Here is a 21,968-nt window from a genome sequence, read left to right as displayed (position 1 = left end):
GTTGTCAGGAAAAGCAACAAACCATCAAATTTCCAAACTCTTAAAAAAGATAGTATAAAAATGTGTTGTATGTGCATGTGCTAGATATAAAAAATTTAATTTAAATTCTACTAATTACATATAATATATTAAAATAATGAAAAATACATTTATAAAAACAATTGCAAGTTTATTCTTTTTACTAATTTTCTCGACTTCATATAGTCAAAACGTTTTGCAGGGAGTCGTAAAAAACGATCAAGACACACCTATAGAAGCTGTCAATATAATTCTAAAAGGAACCACCAATTCAGTAACTACTGATATTAATGGTAATTTTAGCATTGAGTCCAAAGTACTTCCATTTACAATTATTGTACAATACTTAGGCTACACAACCAAAGAAATTAAAATAAACGAACTACCAACTGCTGCTAAACCCTTTCAAATAACGATTAGCACTGGTGAAGAAAAAGTGTTATCTGAGGTAGTTGTAACATCAAGACGTAGAATCGAAAAAGCACAAGATATTCCAATTGCAGTATCTGTTGTTACTGGAAAACAAGCTGAAGCAGCAGGAGCTTTCAACGTTAATCGTATCAAAGAACTAGTTCCATCTGTTCAATTATACTCTTCAAATCCTAGAAATACAGGTATAAACATTCGTAGTCTTGGTTCTCCTTTCGGACTTACCAATGATGGTATCGATCCTGGTGTTGGTTTTTATGTTGACGGTGTTTATTATGCTCGTCCAGCAGCAACAACTTTAGATTTTATTGATGTAGAAAGAATTGAAGTATTGCGTGGACCACAAGGAACTTTATTTGGTAAAAACACAACTTCTGGAGCTTTTAACATTACCTCACGTAAACCAAGCTTTACATCAGGTGCTGATTTTGAAGTTAGCTATGGTAACTATGCGTTTCTTCAAGCAAAAGCTTCTGTTACTGGAGCTTTGAGCAAAAAAATTGCAGGACGTCTATCTTTCTCAGGTACACAACGTGATGGTTTAATCGACAATATTGTAACAGGAAGATCAACAAACACATTAAACAATCAAGGTTTTAGAGGTCAATTACTTTATCAACCAACTGAAAACACTGACATTACATTTGCTGCCGACCTTACAACTCAACGTCCAGATGGATATGCTCAGGTAGTAGCTGGTGTTGCTCCAACACAAAGAGATCCAAAACGTCAATTTAACGCAATTATTGCTGATTTAAATTATCAACTTCCAAGTTTAAATGCTTTTGACCGTAAGATTGATCACGATACTCCATGGAGATCAGGACAAGATTTAGGTGGTGCATCTCTTAATATTGATACCAAAATTGGAAAAGGAACACTTACTTCTACTTCAGCTTGGCGTTTTTGGAATTGGGATCCATCTAATGACAGAGATTTCACAGGTTTACAACAACTTGCAAAATCGCAAAACCCATCTAGACAGTGGCAAATCACTCAAGAAATTCGTTACGCAGGTCAACTTACATCTAAAATAAGTGGTGTTGGAGGAGTGTTTTTTATTGACCAAACATCAACTACAAAAGGTACTGAGGAATCTGGTAATGCTCAATGGAGGTTTGCTCAGGATTCTTTTACTCCAGCAAATACTGCATTATGGAAAACTCCAGGTCTTCTTGATGGATACGGAATACACACATTGGCCGAAATACACTCAACAAGTGCTGCAATTTTCGGACAATTAGACTGGGAAATTACTAATCGTTTGCATATATTACCAGGTTTAAGATACAACTATGATAATAAATCAGCAGATTATGACCGTAAAACTTACGGAGGTCTTCAAAATCCTACTGCTGCACAACTTGCCTTGCAACAGAAAGTTTATACGAATCAAAACTTTTCATCAGATATTGACAACACAGACTTTTCTGGAAACATAACCCTAACCTATAAAGCATCTGACAAAATTAATGCTTATGCAACTTATGCAAAGAGTTACAAGCCAGTTGGTGTAAATGTAGCTGGGCTTCCAACACCTCCTGCAGGTCAAACTCTAGCTGATCTTGCAGTAGTTAAGCCAGAAAGTGTAAATCACTATGAAATAGGAATTAAAACTTCTCCACTAACTAACTCAATATTGAACTTGACCGTTTTTAATACTGATATCAAAGACTTCCAAACCAATGTTCAGGCTGCTGAATTAGGTGTTAATCGTGGATACCTTGCTAATGCTGATAAAGTACGTGTAAGAGGTGCAGAACTAGACGCTAGTTTTTTCATTAACAAACACTTGACTATTAATGGAGCTGCCACATATACTGATGGTAAGTATGTTAAATTTACAAACGCACCACTTCCATTAGAAGAAACTGGTCTTGTTGTTGATGGTAAAGCTGTAAACTATAAAGATGTTTCTGGAACTGATTTACCAGGCGCTTCAAGATGGGCTGGATCATTAGGAGGAGAGCTTTCTAATAATGCAAAATTCTTCGGAAACTATGGAAAAGTATTCCTTGCTCTTGATGGTTACGCTCGTTCAGAGTTCTCATCAAGCCCTTCAGCTTCTAAATATTTAGTTGTTCCAGGTTATGCAATTTTCAATGCTCGTGCTGGTTTCCGTGCAACAGATGGTTTATCTGTTTACTTCTGGGGACGTAACCTTTTAGACAAAGATTATTATGAGCAATTATTGCCTGCTGGTGGAAATGCAGGACAATATGCAGCTGTACTAGGAGATCAAAGAACGTACGGTATTACATTGCATTACTCTCTATAAAAACATATTTCAAACAACCAAAAAATTAGTAGGCCGTCATATCCTGCTAATTTTTTGGCTTTGAAATAAAAAAAAGGACAAGATGAAAAGATACAAAAATGGATTATTAGCATCTATAATTCTAATAATCGCAGCAAACCTAGTTCCTACTAAAATTTCGGCTCAAGATTTATCAGGAAACATCAGTATCTCAGGAGCATTTGCTTTATACCCTATTACGGTAAAATGGGCAGAGGAATTCAAAAAAACGCATCCAAAAGTTAAAATAGATATTCAAGCTGGTGGAGCAGGAAAAGGAATAACGGATGTTTTATCTAAAGTAACAGATATCGGTTTAGTCTCTCGTGACTTAAACAATGCCGAACTTAAAAAGAAAGCATATGCCATTGCAGTGACTAAAGATGCTGTAATTCCAACTATAAGCACTACAAGCCCTTACAAAGCTGTGTTATACAAAAGAGGTATAAAAAAAGAAGCTTTAAATAATATATTCATTACTGGAAAATACAAAACCTGGAATACTTTGGGTTTCAAAAGTACGGCTGCCATACATGTTTATACTCGATCTGATGCCGCTGGAGCTGCTGAAACTTGGGCACAATATTTTGGTAAAAAACAAGAAGACTTACAAGGAGTTGCTGTTTTTGGAGATCCTGGATTGGCAGAAGCTGTCAAAAGAGATCCTACAGGAATAGGCTTTAACAACATCGTTTACATCTATGATACAAAAACGAACAAACCAACTAATGGACTTGTACCTATTCCTATCGATCTAAACAATAATGGAAAACTAGATCCAGCTGAGAATTTTTACAATGATATTGACCAATTAATTGCTGCTATAGTTGCTGGAAAATATCCATCACCGCCTGCTAGAGATTTATATTTTGTTACTAATGGAAAACCAAATAATCCTGTTGTAAAAGCCTTTATTAAATACATCCTTACCGATGGTCAAAAGTATGTTACGGAAGCTGGATACATCAAACTTCCTAACGAAAAACTAAAAAAAGAATTAGAGAAGGTAAAATAATATCTTCTTAGCAATTAATTATTTTTTTTTAGGAGCAGAATATCAGATGTTTTTAGAAACATGGGACTACTTTTCGCTAAATCTTTGCTTCTTTAAAAAAGCAAATCATAAGACTTCGATTAGAGCTAAGGACAAAAACTGTACCATTATGTCAACATCAACAAATACAATTAGACTTAGGGCTTTAAAGAAAAAATCCACCCTAAAGCAAGTATTGAAAATCATGAGGGGTTTTCAAAAGCTTAGTCGGGTGGTTTTCTACAGCCCAATAAAAAATAAAAGATTACTCAAAGACCGGTTGGTTAGCAAAACATTCCTTGCATTTACAATCTTATCCATCTCAATGGTTGTGCTAATTGCCATAGGTTTGTTCTATAAATCAATACCTCTTTTAAACAGTACTTCACTTTCTAATCTACTATTTTCTTCCGAGTGGAAACCCTTCAAAGAAGCTTTCGGTTTTTATTCATTTATAATAGGTACACTTTGGGTAACTGCTATTTCTATTATAATTGCTTTGCCTTTATCGCTACTTTCTGCTATTTATCTTTCGGAATACGCACATGCACGCGTTCGTAAATTAGTTTTACCCTTAATTGAATTATTATCGGGTATCCCGCCTGTACTTTATGGCGTCTGGGGAATTTTGGTTATTGTTCCTTTAATTCAAGACATTATAGCGCCTCATTTTGTAGAATTTACAACGGGCTATTCAGTATTGGCAGGAGGAATAGTTTTGGCCATTATGATTTTTCCACTTATCATAAGCATCGTTATTGAGGTATTTGACAACATTCCACAGGACTTGCGAAATGCATCCTTATCCTTAGGAGCGACGCAATGGCAAACAACTAAAAAAGTTGTGCTTCGCAAATCTTACGACGGAATTGTAGCAGCGGTAGTCCTTGCTATTTCCAGAGCCTTTGGAGAAACGATTGCTGTTTTGATGGTCTGCGGAAATTTGGCACAAATCCCCCAAAACATTTTTGAATCCGGTTATCCATTACCTGCTCTTATTGCTAATAATTATGGCGAAATGATGTCTATTCCAATGTATGATTCGGCACTTATGTTTGCAGCTTTACTCCTATTCGTCATTATCTTTTTATTTAATACAATTTCGAGAGTTATTTTATATCGAATCGAAAAAAGAAATACCTAATTCTAATGGAAGCAAGAAAAATAGAAGAAAATATATTTCGATTTCTGATGATTTTAAGTACTATAATCATCAGCAGTACTTTATTTATGATAGTCTACACACTTTTTTCAAAAGGGATTGGATCACTGAGCTGGGATATGGTTTCTAAAATTCCAGAAGGTGGTTTCTACATTGGTAAAGGTGGTGGGATTTTGAACGCAATAGTTGGTTCTATTTATATTACATTGGGTTCAACTTTTTTAGGACTTTTAATTAGTCTACCAATAGTAATTTATATTAATGTGTATGCTAAAAGAAATGCTACTCTGGCTACGCTTACCCGATTAAGTTCGGATATTTTGTTTGGTATTCCATCTATTGTATATGGTGCATTTGGATTTACAATCATGGTGTATATGGGACTGAAAACCTCTTTACTTGCTGGAATCATTACCGTAACATTAATGATAATTCCAATACTGGTTAGAGCCATTGACGAAGTAGTTCGTGTTGTTCCGGAAGATATGTCAAATGCAGTTTTTGCACTGGGTGGCACTCGATATGAATCTGCTAAAATCATATTGAGGCAATCAATCCCTGGAATTGTAACAGCAATATTACTTTCTTTCGGGAGAGCAATTGGTGATGCTGCCTGTGTACTTTTTACAGCTGGTTTTACAGATAGTATTCCAACTTCTCTAGATCAACCAGCGGCTACATTACCATTGTCTATCTTTTTCCAATTGAGTAGCCCTATTCAAGAGGTTCAAAACCGAGCGTATGCTGCAGCAGTTATCTTAACGATTATTGTTTTAATCATCAACATCGTAGCAAAAACAGCAAGCAAAAATCTTTCAAAAAATAAAATATGATTATTCAACCTCACATAAGTATCCAAAATTTAAATGTTCATATTGGTGATAACCATATTTTAAAGAACATCAATCTTGATATTCCAGACAAAAAAGTAACATCATTAATTGGTCCATCTGGTTGCGGAAAAACTACGCTTCTAAAAACGATGAACCGATTATTAGATCGTCAAAACGATGTTCGTGTAGATGGTAAAGTTTTGGTAGATGGCGAAAACATTTACGATCCAAAGGCTGAAGTTACTCACATTCGAAAAAAAATGGGCTTACTTTCTCAAAGACCTTTTCCGTTACCAATGAATATTTATGACAACATCGCATATGGGCAACGCATTCATGGTAACAATAAGAAAAAAGAGCTTGACGAGATTGTAGAAAAATACCTTCGAGGCGTTAATCTTTGGGATGAAGTAAAAGACAGACTAAAATCACCAGCAACCCGACTATCCATCGGACAACAACAGCGATTATGTTTAGCGAGAGGACTGGCTATTGAACCCGAAATAATTTTGGGAGATGAACCAACATCTGCATTAGATCCAATTTCAACACAAGCGATAGAAGAATTATTTTTAGACCTAAAAGACAAATACACTATTGTTTTGGTTACACATATTTTGCGTCAAGCCAGACGAGTTTCAGATTATGTTGGTTTTGTCTATATGGGAGAAATCATAGAATTTGGTCCAACGGAAGAAGTACTTTTAAATCCAAAAGAAAAATTAACCCAAGATTATGTAAAAGGTTTTTTGGTTTAGCAAAAAAACAAATTCTATTTAAAACATAGACTTTGTTTACATTTGCCGAAAATTGAAATTCCTTTAATGAAAAGTATTAAAATCTTTGGCCTTTTATTTGTATCCTTTATTACTAAAGCTCAGACCGAAAAAAATGTAGACCAACAAAGCATGCTTTGGACACGATATTTCAATCAATTGACAATAAACAATAGATGGTCTATACATACTGAATTTGATAATCGCCTATTTATAAACCCTGTTGAAGAAAACTTATTTGTCATTCGAGTGCAAGGGCACTATAAAATTAATAACAATATAGAAGTTGGTGCAGGATATTCATATTTCAATGTTGCAACCCAGGATCCTGAAATCACAAATGACTTCAAAACTCCAGAACATCGAATTCAACAGTATATAAATTGGAAACAAGATCTAAGTAGCAACATTCTTTTGCTTCAGCGATTTCAGGTAGAAGAGCGATTTATACATAATGCTAATAAAGAGGAACTACTTTCGGGGAGCACTTTTTATTGGAGATTCAGATACCGCATACAAGGGGAATTTTCTTGTTGGAAAAAAGAGCAGCAGTATCTAAAATCCATCGTATATGGAGAAATTATGATTAATGCTGGAGAAAATGTTATTAAAAATACGTTTGACCAAAATCGATTTTATGCCTCTGTACAATATGGAATTAATAAAAACATAGCATTAGAATTGGGTTATTTAAAAAGTTTCCAAAAACGTGCGAGCGGTGTTGATTATTATGACAGAGATATTATTCGATTTACTTTTTATCATAAAATAAAACTAAAAGAAAAACACAAAGAGGTACTTAATTAAGTATATCTATTCTATTTTTCGTTCGTTTTATGACAAAAATGCCCTTTTCTAAACTAGAAATAAACCGAAAATGAATACAGAACAACAAAGTTACACCTTACTCGATTTAATAAAATATTTCCTCAAACTCGGCACAACTGGTTTTGGAGGGCCTGTAGCTTTGGTTGGCTATATGCACCGTGATTTAGTTGAAAACAAAAAATGGATTAATGATTCTGATTTTAAAGAAGGATTAGCACTAGCACAATTAGCGCCAGGACCATTAGCAGCTCAATTAGGAATTTATATTGGATTTGTACATTTTGGTATTTTAGGAGCAACCGTATCAGGTTTAGCTTTTGTAATTCCCTCCTTCATAATGGTCGTTTTATTAGGCATTGCCTATCAAGCGTATGGCGGATTACCATGGATGCAAGCTATTTTTTATGGCATAAGTGCTGCTGTCATTGGCATCATTGTTTTGAGTTCCTACAAACTTACTTCCAAATCAATCAGCAAATTTGAAATCCCAGCCATAAAAAGCAATTGGTTACTTTGGCTATTTTACATCATTGCCATCATTCTAACCGCTGTAACGCAACAAGAAGAACTATTACTATTCGTAAGTTTAGGTTTTATCTACATGATTGTAAAAGCACCACCTGCATGGATTAAAAATCCTAAAATAAGTTCCTTTGCTCTATTAACTACAGCAGGATTTTCAACCGTAGAACTTGGAAAATTAGGCGATCTTGCTTGGTTTTTTATTAAAGCTGGAGCTTTTGTTTTTGGAAGCGGACTCGCTATTGTTCCTTTTTTACATGCAGGAATTGTCAATGAACATCATTGGCTGACCGAAAATCAATTTGTAGATGCCGTAGCTGTAGCCATGATTACTCCGGGTCCAGTCGTAATAACAGTAGGCTTTATTGGCTATTTAGTAGCTGGATTTGCAGGAGCAACTGTAGCAGCGTTGGGAGTTTTTCTTCCTTGTTATTTATTCACCGTAATTCCAGCTCCTTATTTCAAAAAGATTTCTCAAAACAAGAGTATCAAAGCATTTGTTGATGGAATAACTGCTGGAGTTATTGGTGCTTTGGTTGGTGCAGTAATTGTAATTGCTATCCGAACAATTGTAGATATCCCAACAGCACTAATCGCTATAGGAACAGTTCTTACTTTGATCTATGTCAAAAAAATACAAGAACCTCATATTATTGTCATTGCAGCGCTTTTGGGTGTTTTGATTAAACTGATATAATTTCTAAAAACAAAAGTCTCAAACACTCCTCATAGTGTTTGAAACTTTTTCGATTTTAAGATTAATAATTACTGTATATTAATTCATATCATTGTTTCCCCCATTGTCATTCCCTCCATTATCATTTCCTCTATTACCACCATTGTCTCTGTTTCCTCCCCAATTTCCGTTTCCTCTACCTTCTCTCATTTTATCTCTAGCTGCATCTTCCAAATCTTTCTTTTTCTTAAGTTGCTCTGGAGTCAATATAGCTTTGTATTTAGCATCTGTCACTTTTTTCTCTTCTTGTCTTTTTGCTCTGAAAGCATCTCTTTCTTCAGTAGTCATTTCTTTAGCATTTCCTCCAGAACGTTCAGCTCTCATCGCTTCCATTTTTGCACTTTGTTCTGCAAGAATAGGTTTTATTTGCTCTTGTTGTTGAGGAGTCAATGTTAATTCAGTGGTCATTTTATCCAACAAAGCTTGATTTCTTTGCTCTGGAGACATTTTTTCTCTTTTTGGTTTATCTGACTTTTTATCCCCTTGAGCTTGGTCTTGTGCAAAAGACGAAACACTAACAGCTAATAATGCTGCAATAATTAAATTTTTCATATTGATTTAGTTTTAAGTTTAAAATTATAAGACATATTTGTTTCAAAATAGTTTAATCAACAATTCCTTAAATTTTTATTAAAAAATGGTTGCCTGCTTCTATAAACTATTCAACTCCAAAAATAATTAATCCATATTCATATCACCACCGCCTCTTCTATTACCTCCATTACCATAACCTCCGCCATTACCACCATAAGCTCCGCCGCCTCCTGGAGAACGTCTATCTCTTGGTCCGCCAAAACTTCCCAATTTATAAGCTAAAGAAAGCATTGCATATCTTTTTAAAACAGTATTCTCTTCATCACGAATAGTTGTAGGCGAAATAGTTCTTGTTGCACTTTGATTTTGATTTAAAACATCATAAACTTTTACTTTTAAAATCATTTTTTTCTCAAAAAAACCATAAGACAAACTGGTATTCCATAAATAAAAGTCTTTCTTGAAACCATCCGAAATATTTGAATTGTAGGTATAACCAAAATCATTACCGAAAATCCAATTCTTCGGCCAATAATTAGTAGTTTGTATATTAACTCTATGAACTACATTCGAACTAGCTTTTAATGACGAATTCTCGTATCTTGATTCATTATAAGTCAAACTATAATTAGGAGCAATAGTAAGTAACTCACCATAATCGTAAGAGAAATTAACTCTAGGAGATAATCCCAATGACTTTGAGGTATACATAACAGTATCAGTATATCCTTTGTCTACTGCATAGCTTGCATTTAATCCAAAACCATATCGTAGCACATGCGCATCAAATTTCTTAGTTTGGTTCCAATTTCCTCCAAGAGAAGTACTATAGGTTCCTGAAATATTTTTATAAGTAGTTGTTCTTTTTCCATTGGTTTTTTTATTTCCATTTTCATCGTATTCAATATTCCCATTAGAATCTAATACAGGATCATACACAGAATTAGAAACTACATCACTATTATAAAAATCTCCTCTTGCAAATATACCATAGCCTGAACGTGTACGCGTATCAAAATTTCTATAATTAACATTTACACTGTTTTTTTCAATCGGATCCAAATTTGGATTTCCTACTATTGAATTCAACGGGTTCGTTAAATTGGCTACAGGCAATAACTGACTTGAGGAAGGAAGTGAACTCGAATAATCATATCTAAAAGTAAGAGCATTTGTATTACTCATTTTATACCTAATTTGAGCTCTTCCGTAAGGCAAAACGTATTGCTGATTCAAATCTGTATTTTTATTCAAATACAAGGAATGATTATCATAATCGACAATTGAACTACTTGAATTAAAATTAAAAGTAAATTTATTTTTTTCGAAAGTAAGACCCGCTTTTGGAGTAATTGAATTTTGTTGCGAAGTAGTATAGTTTGTCTGTGATTCATTTAATTTGGAATACATCTGTGTACTTTTATCAAAATCATATGTTTTTGAATCATTTACATCATTATTCCAGCTAAATTCTGAACCAAATCGAATTCGTAACGAATCGGTTATTGGTTCTGTATATTCAATTTCTCCATTATAAGAATCTGACTTATTATCACTTGTTACATTCTGATTTCTATCAACATCTGGTTTATTTCCTTGATAAAAAACAGTGAGAGATTTATTGTAAGCATCAGAATCACCATTACTATTATTATTACTAAAAACTAAACTCAAGTTACGTGCTCTTTTCTCAAAAGCTTTATTAAAATTAATAGTATTACCAAAAGTGGTAGAAGAACTCTCCCTGTTCGAAGAGGAATTACTTTCATTTAAAAGTGTTCCACTTTCATTCGTATCCTTACTAAAAGCATCTCTTGTCTCACTATTGCTACGAGATTCATTAATGTTAGGCGTAATAACAAATCTTGTCGTTGGATTCATTTTATACTCAAATTCAAAATTGGCTTTGTTTCCTGTATTTTCATTTCTAGTTTTTGAACCTGCTTCTGTAAAAATTGTTCCAGTAGGTTGGAAATTTGCTTGATTCGATTTACTTTCGTTTTCATTGATAGTATTCGAAAAATTATAATTGGCAGAAGCATCCAGCCCTTTAGTCCATTCATCATTATAGTTTAAACCAACCAAATTAGAAGTAGTTATTCCTTTTCCATTCCCAGTACCTCTGGTATTTGATCTTGAATTTCTTCCTCCGCTCATATTGTCAAATACATCATCTTGTGCAAAACCAGTTGAATTGATATTATTAGCCGCAGCTAATACACTTATTTTACGTTTTTTGTTAAAAGAATTCAATAACAAACTAGTATCATAGCGATCATCCGTCCCATAACCTCCGGAAAATTTACCAAAGTACCCTTTATTTTTCTTTTCGTCAATTGTAAAGTTAATACTGGAATCATCCGAACTGGCTTCTTGTCTGGAAAGTTCTTCTTTTTTGGACTTCAAATCCGATACCTGAACTTTATTAATCATGTCCGCTGGCATGTTTTTCAGTAATATAGCTCCGTCTTTACCAAAAAAAGATTTTCCATTAACCAAAAACTGCGATACGGCTTTTCCATTTACCGTTACATTCCCGTCAGTATCAACTTCAACCCCAGGTAATTGCTTCAACAAAACTTCAACAGTAGCATCAGGCCTTACTTTGAAAGATGAAGCATTAAACTCTATAGTATCTTTTTTTATTCGAATAGGTGGTGCTTCCGATTTAATTACAACTTCGTCAAGAGTATTAGTGATTTCCGCCAATGATAGCTTTCCAAAATCTTTACTTTCTAAAAGTCCCTTTTGTTGTGCAACATAGGTCTTATACCCCATATAATTCACTTTCAAAAAAACAGGATTTTCATATTTTTTTGTACTCAATTTAAAATCACCATTTTTATCAGTAGTGGTGTATTCTACAACGGTAGAATCTTTCACACTAGAAAAATAAACCGTAGCCGATTCTATTGGTTTTTGAGTATTCACATCAACAACTGTCCCTTTTAGAACAATCGCATTTTGGGCACTTACTGTAGACAATAACAGTAGAAAAAATAAAGAGAAGTAAAACTTAAACATAAAAGTATTTTTATTACACATAGAAGATAAGACAACTAAACACACAAAAGGTTTAATTGTATTTAAAACATTTATTGATATTTTGATAAATAAATGTTTTTTTAAACAATTATCTACCAAATCTATTAAACAAAAAAGCTTACAAAATTTAATTTGCAAGCTTTTTTTGTAAAATTAATCAGTAATTATCTAAAAGATCAATTTAAATTCTCATTTTCTTCTTACCTTCTTTATCTTTCGAACCAAAACTTCCAATTTTATAAGTTAAAGAAAACATACCATATCTTTTTAAAACTGTATTTTCTTCATCACGAATTCTGGTTGGCGATATTGTTCTTGTAGCGCTTTGATTTTGATTTAAAACATCATACACTTTTACTTTTAGAAGCATTTTTTTATCCAAAAAAGCATACGACAAACTCGTATTCCACAAATAGAAATCTTTTTTAAAATCATTCGAAATTTTCGAATTGTAAGTATATCCAAAATCATTGCCCCAAACCCAATTTTCAGGCCAGTAATTGGTAATTTGTACATTAACCGCATGTACTACATTTGAACTGGCTGTTAACGAAGAATTTGTATATCTTGATTCATTATAAGACAAAGTATAGGTCGGCGCCACGGTAAACAATTCACCATAATCATACGAAAAATTAACTCTAGGCGAAAGTCCCAATGATTTTGTACTGTATAAAATGGTATTTGTAAATCCTTTAGCCAAAGAATAATTTTCATTTAAACCTAAACCATATTTAAAAACATGCGCATTTCTTCTTAAGGTTTGATTCCAACTCCCTCCAGCTGAAGAATTATAGGTTCCTGTAACGTTTCTGAAAGTAGTAGTTCTTTTTCCATTAGTTTTTGGTTTCCCATTAGAATCGAATTCAATATCCCCATTGGAATCTAATACCGGATCATAAATAGTAGTTGAAACTACTTGATTGTCAAAAAAATCTGCTCTTGCATACAAATTATAGCCCGAACGACTACGTACATTAAAACTTCTATAGTTCAAGTTCACACTATTTCTTTCGGTTAGATTTAAATTTGGATTTCCTACTACAGAATTTAATGGATTCGATAGGTTCGCTACCGGCATTAATTGATTTGAAGAAGGAAGACTACTGGAATAATCATATCTCAAAGTAATAGTTTTTGATCTTTTAAACCTATATCCAATTTGAGCATTCCCATAAGGCAGGATATATTTCTGATTCAAATCGGTGGGTTTATTCAGGTATAATGAATGATTATCATAATCAACAATAGAAGTACGAGAACTCAGATTAAAAGTAAACTTATTTTTTTCGAACGAAAGACCCACTTTTGGAGCAATAGAATTTTGGCTGGAAGTGGTATAATTAGACTGCAAATTATTTAGAATAGAATATGTATTAGAAATAGAATCCCGATCATAGGTTTTCAAATCATTTATATCTTTTCTCCAACCGAATTCTGAACCTAATCGAATTCGCAACGAATCGGTTATTGGTTCTGTATATTCAATATCGGTCGAATAAGAAGCATTGCTGTTATTACTTTTTACATTTTGATTTCGCTCATCATCGGGTCTGCTTCCTTGATAAAAAATAGTCTTAGACATATTTAGAGCATCTGAATCACTATTTGAATTATTATTATTGAAAACAAAACTCAAGTTGCGCGATCTTCTTTCGAAAGATTTATTAAAGTTTATGCTGTTTTCAAAATTAGCGTTGGTACTTTCTCTATATGAACCTGATTTGGTTTCATTTAAAGCCACTCCATTTTCATCCTTAGCAGAACTATACGATTCCGATCTATTATTACTGCGAGATTGATTTATTGCCGGCGCAACAACAAGCCTCATCATAGGATTTATTTTATAATCAAACTCTAAATCTGCTTTGTTTCCTGTATTTTCATTTCTAGTTTTAGAATTGGCATCTGTAAAAATAGCTCCAGTAGGCCTAAAATCTGCTTGAGTGGATTTCGATTCATTTTCATTAATTGTATTCGAAAAATCATAACTTGCCGTAGCGTTACTATTTTTTTTCCACTCATTAGAATAATTAAGCCCAACCATATTTGATGTCGTAATTCCTCTTCCTGTAGACCTGGCACCCAATTTGGTATTTCTCCCACCGGCCATATTATCAAAAACTTCATCCATAGCAAAACCTGCTGAATTGATATTATTCGCCAATGCCAGTAAACTTATTTTTTGTTTATTATTAAAATAATTTAGGATTAAACTGTTTTCATACCGATCATCGGTTCCATAACCACCGATTACTTTTCCAAAATAGCCTTTGTTTTTCTTTTCGTCGATAGTTATATTAATACTGGAATAATCAGAAGTAGATGCTTCCTTTGACAATTCTTCTTTTTTGGTTTTGAAATCAGATAATTGAATTTTATTAATGATATCGGCAGGCAAATTTTTTAAAGCGATTGCTCCATCTTTACCAAAAAACGATTTACCATTCACCAAAAACTGTGTTACTTCTTTTCCATTTGCCGTTATTTTCCCATCACTATCTACTTCAATTCCTGGTAATTGTCTCAATAACGTTCCCAAATTAGCATCAGGACGAACCTTATAAGACGCAGCATTAAACTCTAAAGTATCTTTTTTTACCAGAATGGGCGGCGTTTCCCTTTTTATAACTACTTCATTTAATAAAGTTTCATCTTCTAAAAGGAATAATTTTCCAAAATCTTTATTCTCTATAAGTCTATTTTGCACCTCAGAATACACCTGATAGCCAATAAAATTAATCTTTAAGAAAACAGGTTTATCGTATTTTTTCGTAGCTATTTTAAAATCTCCATTTTTATCAGTAGTCGTATATTCAATAACCGTAGAATCCTGGACAGTAGAGAAATAAACCATAGCCGATTCTAACGGTTTCTGAGTACTATTATCATGCACCGTTCCCTTAATAACAATATTATTTTGGGCATTGACAGCAAAAAAGAAAAGGAAAAACAGTAAAGAAAAATAATTTTTAGTCATAGGCTATTTTAAGTATACAATTATGACTAATGCCAAACGAATGTATGTTTTAATCCAAAGTATTTTAATTTAATACTGATAAAAAAAGCGTCCAGAATCATTTCTGATAAACTATTTTAAATGTGTATTTTCTATATGACAATGATTTTTACAAAAGGTTTAACTGTGCTTTTATACCATTTAGATATAGAGAAGTCTAATTATTTTTATCAAATCGAGCGCAATGTCATTAAGTTAAGGAATTGCTGTTTTTATTTTCACGCAGATTTTGCAGATTTTTGCAGAAAAACAAGTAAAAAATCTGCCTAATCTGCTGAATCTGCGTGCTGTTTTTTAATTTATTTTATTAACTTAATGACATTGAAATCGAGCACAGTCGAGATTTAATATTTGCTCTCGACTTCGTTCAAACTTACAATAAGACCATTTTATATATCTAATTGGTATTAAACATTTATTTTGCCATAACTATAGAACATTATTCCAAACAATATCTAAATATTTAAAAAAAGCCAAAAAAAAATCCCGATTGCTCGGGATTTTTAAATTTTTATTTCTCTCTGATGTAGATATCGATTGGCACTCCTGAGAAGTCCCATTTCTCTCTAATTTTATTTTCAAGGTAACGTTTGTAAGGCTCCTTAACATATTGCGGCATATTAGCAAAAAACACAAACTGAGGCGTTGGTGTTGGCAACTGCATACAATATTTAATTTTCACATACTTTCCTTTAGTTGCAGGTGGCGGATACGCTTCAATCACTTTCAACATAAATTCGTTGAATTTAGAAGTTGAGATATGTTGCTTTCTATTTTCAAAAACCTGAACAGTCGCTTCCAATGCTTTCAACAAACGCTGTTTGGTCAAAGCAGAAACAAAAAGAATAGGCACATCCGTAAACGGCATTAATTCTTTCTTGATTTTCTCTTCGTAATCACGCGTAGACATCGTATCTTTTTCTACCAAATCCCATTTGTTTACCAAGATTACAACACCTTTACGGTTTTTCTCAGCCAACCAAAAAATACTTTGATCCTGACCTTCAAATCCGCGAGTCGCATCAATCACCAAAATACAAATATCAGCATGCTCAATCGCACGAACCGAACGCATTACCGAGTAAAATTCTAAATCTTCTTTTACTTTCGCTTTACGACGAATACCTGCCGTATCAACCAAATTAAATTCAAAACCAAAACGGTCAAATTTTGTATCAATAGCATCACGAGTAGTTCCCGCAATGTCTGTAACCATAAAACGTTCTTTACCAATTAATGCATTGATAAAACTAGATTTTCCAGCATTAGGACGACCTACAACTGCAAAACGTGGCAATACCACTTCTTCTTGAACCGGTAATGGTTTCTCTGGAAAAGCATCAATCAATGCATCCAATAAATCTCCTGTTCCACTACCAGAAATACTAGCAAACGTGTAATATTCACCTAAACCAAGGTTATAAAACTCAAGAGCGTCTTTCTCACGCATCGCATTATCTACCTTATTAACAGCCAATAAAACTGGCTTAGTCACTTTACGCAACAAACGGGCAACAACATCATCCATCGGAGTAATTCCCTCCTCAACATCTACCACAAATATAATAACATCGGCTTCATCGATAGCCAATTCTACCTGTTTACGGATTTCACCTTCAAAAACATCATCGGATCCACGAATGTATCCTCCCGTATCAATCACAGAAAACTCTTTTCCGTTCCACTCGCTTTTACCGTAGTTTCTATCTCTGGTAACTCCAGAAACTGAATCTACAATAGCTTCTCTTCTTTGTATCAGCCTATTAAAAAGGGTTGATTTCCCCACATTAGGTCTTCCTACTATCGCAACAATATTGTTCATAATATAAATTCAAATATTTTGCAAAGGTAGTGTTTAAAAATGGATTTCTAGTTTTTTAAAATATTTGATTTTTTGGCCTTATCAATTCGCTAACTATTTGATAATCTAATAGTACTATTCAAATCACTTCCTACCAAAAACCCAATACAATATAGCATTCAAAGTTTTAGTAGCTAATCCAGCTCTCCATTGCAACTCCTCGTTCAAAAAGGAGTTGTTCCAATGCGCTTGCAGGAGCTTCCTCCGGTCGCTCAGCAACCACAGGAACAACAACCTTTTTTCACTGCGGGGTTTCCATTTCGATCTGGGCTAAAAAACGAGAATTCCAAATGAATTTATAGTATAATTTAATATATTTATAATAACTCTTTATCAAAACTGCTAATAGTTATTTTATATGCCTTTAGAAATCAATAAAATAGATTTAAAATTCAAATTAACTCCCTTTATAAAGTTATATTTCTTGCTGGCGATTATGTCCATTGCAATACTTGTGACAGGAATCTACGGTATTAATAAGTTTAAAACATTGAATCATATTACAGGAACGATGTATGCTGATCGTTTCGCTCCAATACAAAAGTTATCTTCAGTTCGTTTTTATTACGGTACAAATCTGCTTTCAATACTATCTAAAGTAAAAAAACATCAGCTAACTTATAAACAAGCAGAAATACAACTAACCCAATCTGAACAAAAAGCAAAGCATAATTGGAAAATCTACCAACATACATTTCTTAAATCAAAAGAAACCCAGTTGCTAGACAAAACCAATGAGATAATAAAAAAAGCTGATCTTACTTTAGAAAAACTAAAAACAATCCTAACAAAAGAAGATTCGGTTGCCCTTGAGAATTTTATGGCAAAAGAATTGTATCAAACTATTGCAAACATTGAATTTAAAATAGACCAATTAATAGCATTACAAATAAGAGTTTCGGAAGAAAAGTTCAGAACATCAAACCACATCTATCACAAAACACATAGGAATCCATACATTTTCCTTATTATTTTACTTTCTTTCTCGTCTTTGCTAGGACTTTATATTATTAAAAATATCAGGTTACTTATTAAAAACCTTCAAGTGAATAATGATCAAATTACTCAAAGTGAAAACAAATTCCTTGAATTTATCAAATATGCAGGGGACTCCGTTTTCCTGATTGCCCCAACTTACCAAATTATAGAAGTGAATGATAGTGCCTGCAATCTCTTAAATTATTCGAAAGAAGAGCTTCAGAACATGAAAATATACGAACTTATGACTGAGGCTGACCAGCAATCATTTCCTGCCGAATCCAAAAAAGTAGATAAAAAAGGAGGTTTATTACATGAAAGAATATTTGTAAAAAAGGACGGCAGTCTAGTTGACACCGAAGTAAATGTCCGTGCTGTCGAAGGAGCAGGATACATAACTGTCATTCGTGATATTACCCAACGCAAAGAAGCTGAAACAAAAATAAAAGAAAGAGAAGCACATCTAACAGCTCTTTTTGAAAACATAGAAGGTTCGATAGCATTATATGATACCAATAAAAAAATCGTGCTTTTTAATAGTCATTTTGCTCATAATTATAAGCTTCTTACCAACCATAATCCTAAACCTGGGGATGGAGCCCATGATTTTTTATCGGAAGAAAAAAAGAAAGAACCATCAAAATGGATGGATAGTGCACTAAATGGCAATAAAGAAGTTTTTGAAAAGGATTATTTGAGTAATGACAAACTTGTTAGTTTCAGGACTTCATTTACCCCCGTCATCAACGAAGGAAAAGTAACAGGCATTACCTCTTTTTCACTTGATCTTACAAAAATCAAAGAAGCTGAACTTAAGGTTTTGGAAAGTGAAGAAAAATTCAGGTTAGCATTTATGAACAGTCAGGATGCATTTTCTATTAGCTCTTTCGAGAATGGAAAAATAATCGATGTAAATGAAAGCTTTTGCAATATATATGATTATACCAAAGAAGAAATTATTGGTAAAACTTCAATTGAACTCAATCTATATTTTGACAAAAATGATCGAACAAAGTTTTATGAAGCCGTTAAAGCCAATGATTTTGTAAAAGACCATGAAATAGTAATGCGTAAAAAAAACGGAGAGGTTGTTATTGTTTCAATTTCTGCAAATATCTTGATGCTGAACAACGAAAAGATTATGCTTTCGATCGCCAGAGATATAACAGCGCAAAAACGAACAGAAAATGAGTTAATCGAGAGCAAAGAACAAATGGCAATGTTTATTGAATACAGTCCTGCTTCACTTGCCATGTTTGATATGGACATGCGATACATTGCCACCAGCCGAAGATGGCTGACCGATTATAAACTGACAGACCAAGACATAATAGGCAAAACCCTCTACGAAATATCTCCGTGGATTAGTCCCGCATGGAAAGACATCCACCAACGTAGTCTCAATGGTTCCATTGAAAGAAAAGACGAAGATTTATATATTAAAAATGACGGAACCATAATTTGGCTAAAATGGGAAATTCGTCCTTGGCATAAGGTTTCTGGAGAAATTGGAGGAATCATTATAACCACTGAAGCCATCACCGAACAAAAAGAATCAGAATTAAAATTTAAAAATCTTGTCGAAAAATCATTGGTAGGAGTTTATATCGTACAGAATGGAGAGTTTGTATATGTAAATCCAAAATTTGCTAGTGAACTCGGCTATACACAGGAAGAAATCTTAAACCTAAATGACTTTCGTGAGATAGTAGACAGCGAATACATCCCTCCAAAACTAGTAGAATGGAGAAAAAAAATAGACGCTGGTATTATTGATGATTTCCATATAGAACTTAAATACAAAAGAAAAGATGGGACAAGTATATGGGCCGAGATATATTGTGGAGAAATAATCTATAAGGGAGCAAAAGCTATTTTGGGTTCATTCCAAAACATAAACGAACGAAAAAAATTCGAAGAACAACAGCTATTAATGAGTTCTATAGTTAATTCTTCCAATGATGCCATTATCAGTAAAAATATTGATGGAATAGTAACATCCTGGAATAAAGGTGCCGAAAAAACATTGGGATATGCACCAGGAGAAATGATAGGTCATCACATTTCTAAAATTATCCCCTCACATTTAATTGATGAAGAAAAAGAAATTTTAAAAAATATACGAGCAGGACGTTCTGTCAATTATTATGAAACACAACGCGTAAAAAAAGACGGAGAGTTAATCGAGGTATCGCTAACTATTTCTCCCATTGTTGATTCACTTGGCAGAATAGTAGGCGCTTCAAAAATTTTGCGGGACATTGCCGAACGAAAAAAAGCGGAATCAGCCCTAAAAGAGCAGTCAGACACTTTTGAAGCAATAATTGAAAATGCTAATGAATCGATTTGGCTGCTTTCGCCAGATCTAAAAGTTTTACAATTCAACAAAACAGGCAAGCAAAGGCTTCTTGAAAACCGTGGAAAAGAAATTTATCTCGGTGCCAACTTTAAAGATTTCTTACATATAGGAAGTGAAGATGTCTTTATGCCAATGTTTAATACTGCTTTAGAAGGCAAATATGCCGAGCTTGAATCCTGTCAAAAAAACATTTATGGTGACATATTTTGGCTAAGAACGAGAATGTATCCTATTTATAATACACAGAAAAAATTAATAGGCGTAACTGTTCTTGCCGAAAACATAACTGATCGTAAAAAAGGCGAAAAATTAATAGAGCAAAGTGAAGAAAAAAATCGCTCATTAATTGAAAACATAAGTGATACCATTGTTTTAGTAAATGAAACATTAGAAATAATGTATCAAAGCCCTTCGAATATTCGAACAGCTGGCTTTACTTTGAAAGATCTTGCAGGAAATACGGTTTTAGACATCATACACCCTGACAATGTACATCATGCATCTAAAATTATTGAAAAAGCGAAATCATCTCCTAACAATCCAATACCATTTCAATTGCGTATACTTCACAAAAAAGGCCATTATATCTGGATTGAAGGAACTATTTCCAACCTGCTCCTCAATGAAAGCGTAAAATCTTATGTACTTAACTATCGTGATATTACATTCCGAAAATTAATGGAATCTGAGCGATTAAAAATCACAAGTGAAATACTGCAAAGAAACAGGGATCTGGAACAATTTACCTATATAGTTTCACATAATCTGCGGGCACCCGTCGCCAATATCATGGGAATAACAGATTACCTGAAAGATAAAGAAACAGAGGAGGACGAAAAAGAGGAAATGCTTAATGGATTGAGTGCATCAGCAAATACATTAGATTCGGTAATACATGATCTTAATACTATTCTGCAGACAAAACGAGATATTAGTGAGAGGAAAGAAACAGTGAAATTTTCAGAAATACTAAATGATGTTAAATTAAGCATTGCTACCCAAACGAATAAACAGATTACGTTTCATGCTGACTTTTCAGCAATTGATGAAATGACAACCTTAAAAAGTTACATGTACAGTATTTTCTACAATCTTATTTCAAACAGCATAAAATACAGACAACCTGGAATCGAACCTGTTATAGAAATCAGCAGTCAATTAATTAAAAATAAAATTAACCTTATTTTCACAGATAATGGACTAGGAATAGACCTTGAAAAAAATAGCGAAAAGGTATTTGGTTTATATAAACGCTTCCATTTGCACATAGAAGGAAAAGGAATGGGCTTGTATATGGTAAAAACACAGGTGGAAACTCTTGGCGGAAAAATAGCTATAAAAAGCAAAATCAATAAAGGAACTCAATTCAAAATTAAATTTAAAATCGAAAAAAGCAATAATTAAAAACAATCCAAATACCACAAAAATACAACCGTTTTATCTTCATCGACGATGATTCAATAAATAATTTATTATTATCAAAAAATATTTCTGAAACAGAAATAAACACTTTTATAGAAGCAGAAAAGGACTTGATAT

At 33.3% G+C, this 21,968-nt stretch carries 12 protein-coding genes; 8 read left to right on the top strand and 4 right to left on the bottom strand.

Annotation, left to right across the window (positions count from 1 at the left end; all coding sequences use genetic code 11):
• The first annotated feature begins 136 nt into the window (after positions 1–136).
• The 7 genes from ACUN3A_RS12980 to ACUN3A_RS12950 all read left to right on the top strand — a co-directional run bounded on the left by ACUN3A_RS12980 (position 137) and on the right by ACUN3A_RS12950 (position 8,594).
• Positions 137–2,725 (top strand): TonB-dependent receptor, encoded by a 2,589-nt coding sequence (locus tag ACUN3A_RS12980; RefSeq protein WP_445551708.1) that lies wholly within the window; start codon positions 137–139, stop codon positions 2,723–2,725.
• 82 nt (positions 2,726–2,807) lie between these two features.
• Positions 2,808–3,758, top strand: coding sequence for a PstS family phosphate ABC transporter substrate-binding protein (locus tag ACUN3A_RS12975; RefSeq protein WP_445551707.1), 951 nt, complete (start codon positions 2,808–2,810; stop codon positions 3,756–3,758).
• 148 nt (positions 3,759–3,906) lie between these two features.
• Positions 3,907–4,920, top strand: coding sequence for a phosphate ABC transporter permease subunit PstC (gene pstC / locus ACUN3A_RS12970; RefSeq protein ID WP_445551706.1), 1,014 nt, complete (start codon positions 3,907–3,909; stop codon positions 4,918–4,920).
• A gap of 5 nt (positions 4,921–4,925) precedes the next feature.
• Positions 4,926–5,771 carry a phosphate ABC transporter permease PstA gene (gene pstA / locus ACUN3A_RS12965; RefSeq protein WP_445551705.1) on the top strand — a complete coding sequence of 282 codons (846 nt, stop codon included), beginning with the start codon at positions 4,926–4,928 and terminating at the stop codon, positions 5,769–5,771.
• Positions 5,768–6,529, top strand: a complete 762-nt coding sequence (gene pstB / locus ACUN3A_RS12960) for a phosphate ABC transporter ATP-binding protein PstB (protein ID WP_445551704.1) — start codon at positions 5,768–5,770, stop codon at positions 6,527–6,529. The genes pstA and pstB overlap by 4 nt, the downstream gene beginning before the upstream one ends.
• A 66-nt stretch (positions 6,530–6,595) precedes the next feature.
• Entirely contained in the window at positions 6,596–7,354 is a 759-nt protein-coding gene (locus ACUN3A_RS12955) for a DUF2490 domain-containing protein (protein ID WP_445551703.1), read from the top strand.
• A 70-nt stretch (positions 7,355–7,424) separates the two neighbouring features.
• Entirely contained in the window at positions 7,425–8,594 is a 1,170-nt protein-coding gene (locus tag ACUN3A_RS12950; protein ID WP_445551702.1) for a chromate transporter, read from the top strand.
• A 78-nt stretch (positions 8,595–8,672) separates the two neighbouring features.
• On the opposite strand, the gene ACUN3A_RS12945 is transcribed toward ACUN3A_RS12950, so the two are convergent.
• From ACUN3A_RS12945 to der, 4 genes are all read right to left on the bottom strand, one after another.
• Positions 8,673–9,185, bottom strand: a complete 513-nt coding sequence (locus ACUN3A_RS12945) for a hypothetical protein (protein WP_445551701.1) — start codon at positions 9,183–9,185, stop codon at positions 8,673–8,675.
• Positions 9,186–9,311: 126 nt separating this feature from the next.
• A complete protein-coding gene (locus ACUN3A_RS12940; RefSeq protein ID WP_445551700.1) occupies positions 9,312–12,191 on the bottom strand; it encodes an outer membrane beta-barrel protein in 2,880 nt (959 codons plus the stop codon).
• A 202-nt stretch (positions 12,192–12,393) separates the two neighbouring features.
• Positions 12,394–15,192, bottom strand: coding sequence for an outer membrane beta-barrel protein (locus ACUN3A_RS12935; RefSeq protein ID WP_445551699.1), 2,799 nt, complete (start codon positions 15,190–15,192; stop codon positions 12,394–12,396).
• Positions 15,193–15,742: 550 nt separating this feature from the next.
• Positions 15,743–17,053 (bottom strand): ribosome biogenesis GTPase Der, encoded by a 1,311-nt coding sequence (der, locus tag ACUN3A_RS12930; RefSeq protein ID WP_445551698.1) that lies wholly within the window; start codon positions 17,051–17,053, stop codon positions 15,743–15,745.
• Positions 17,054–17,450: 397 nt separating this feature from the next.
• Between der and ACUN3A_RS12925 the strand changes: the two genes are divergently transcribed.
• Complete coding sequence (locus tag ACUN3A_RS12925; protein WP_445551697.1) at positions 17,451–21,833, top strand: PAS domain S-box protein; 4,383 nt, start codon at positions 17,451–17,453, stop codon at positions 21,831–21,833.
• Positions 21,834–21,968: the final 135 nt, after the last annotated feature.

It is taken from the genome of Flavobacterium sp. WC2509 (genome assembly GCF_052683105.1).
This window is presented reverse-complemented; position numbering and strand designations above follow the sequence as displayed.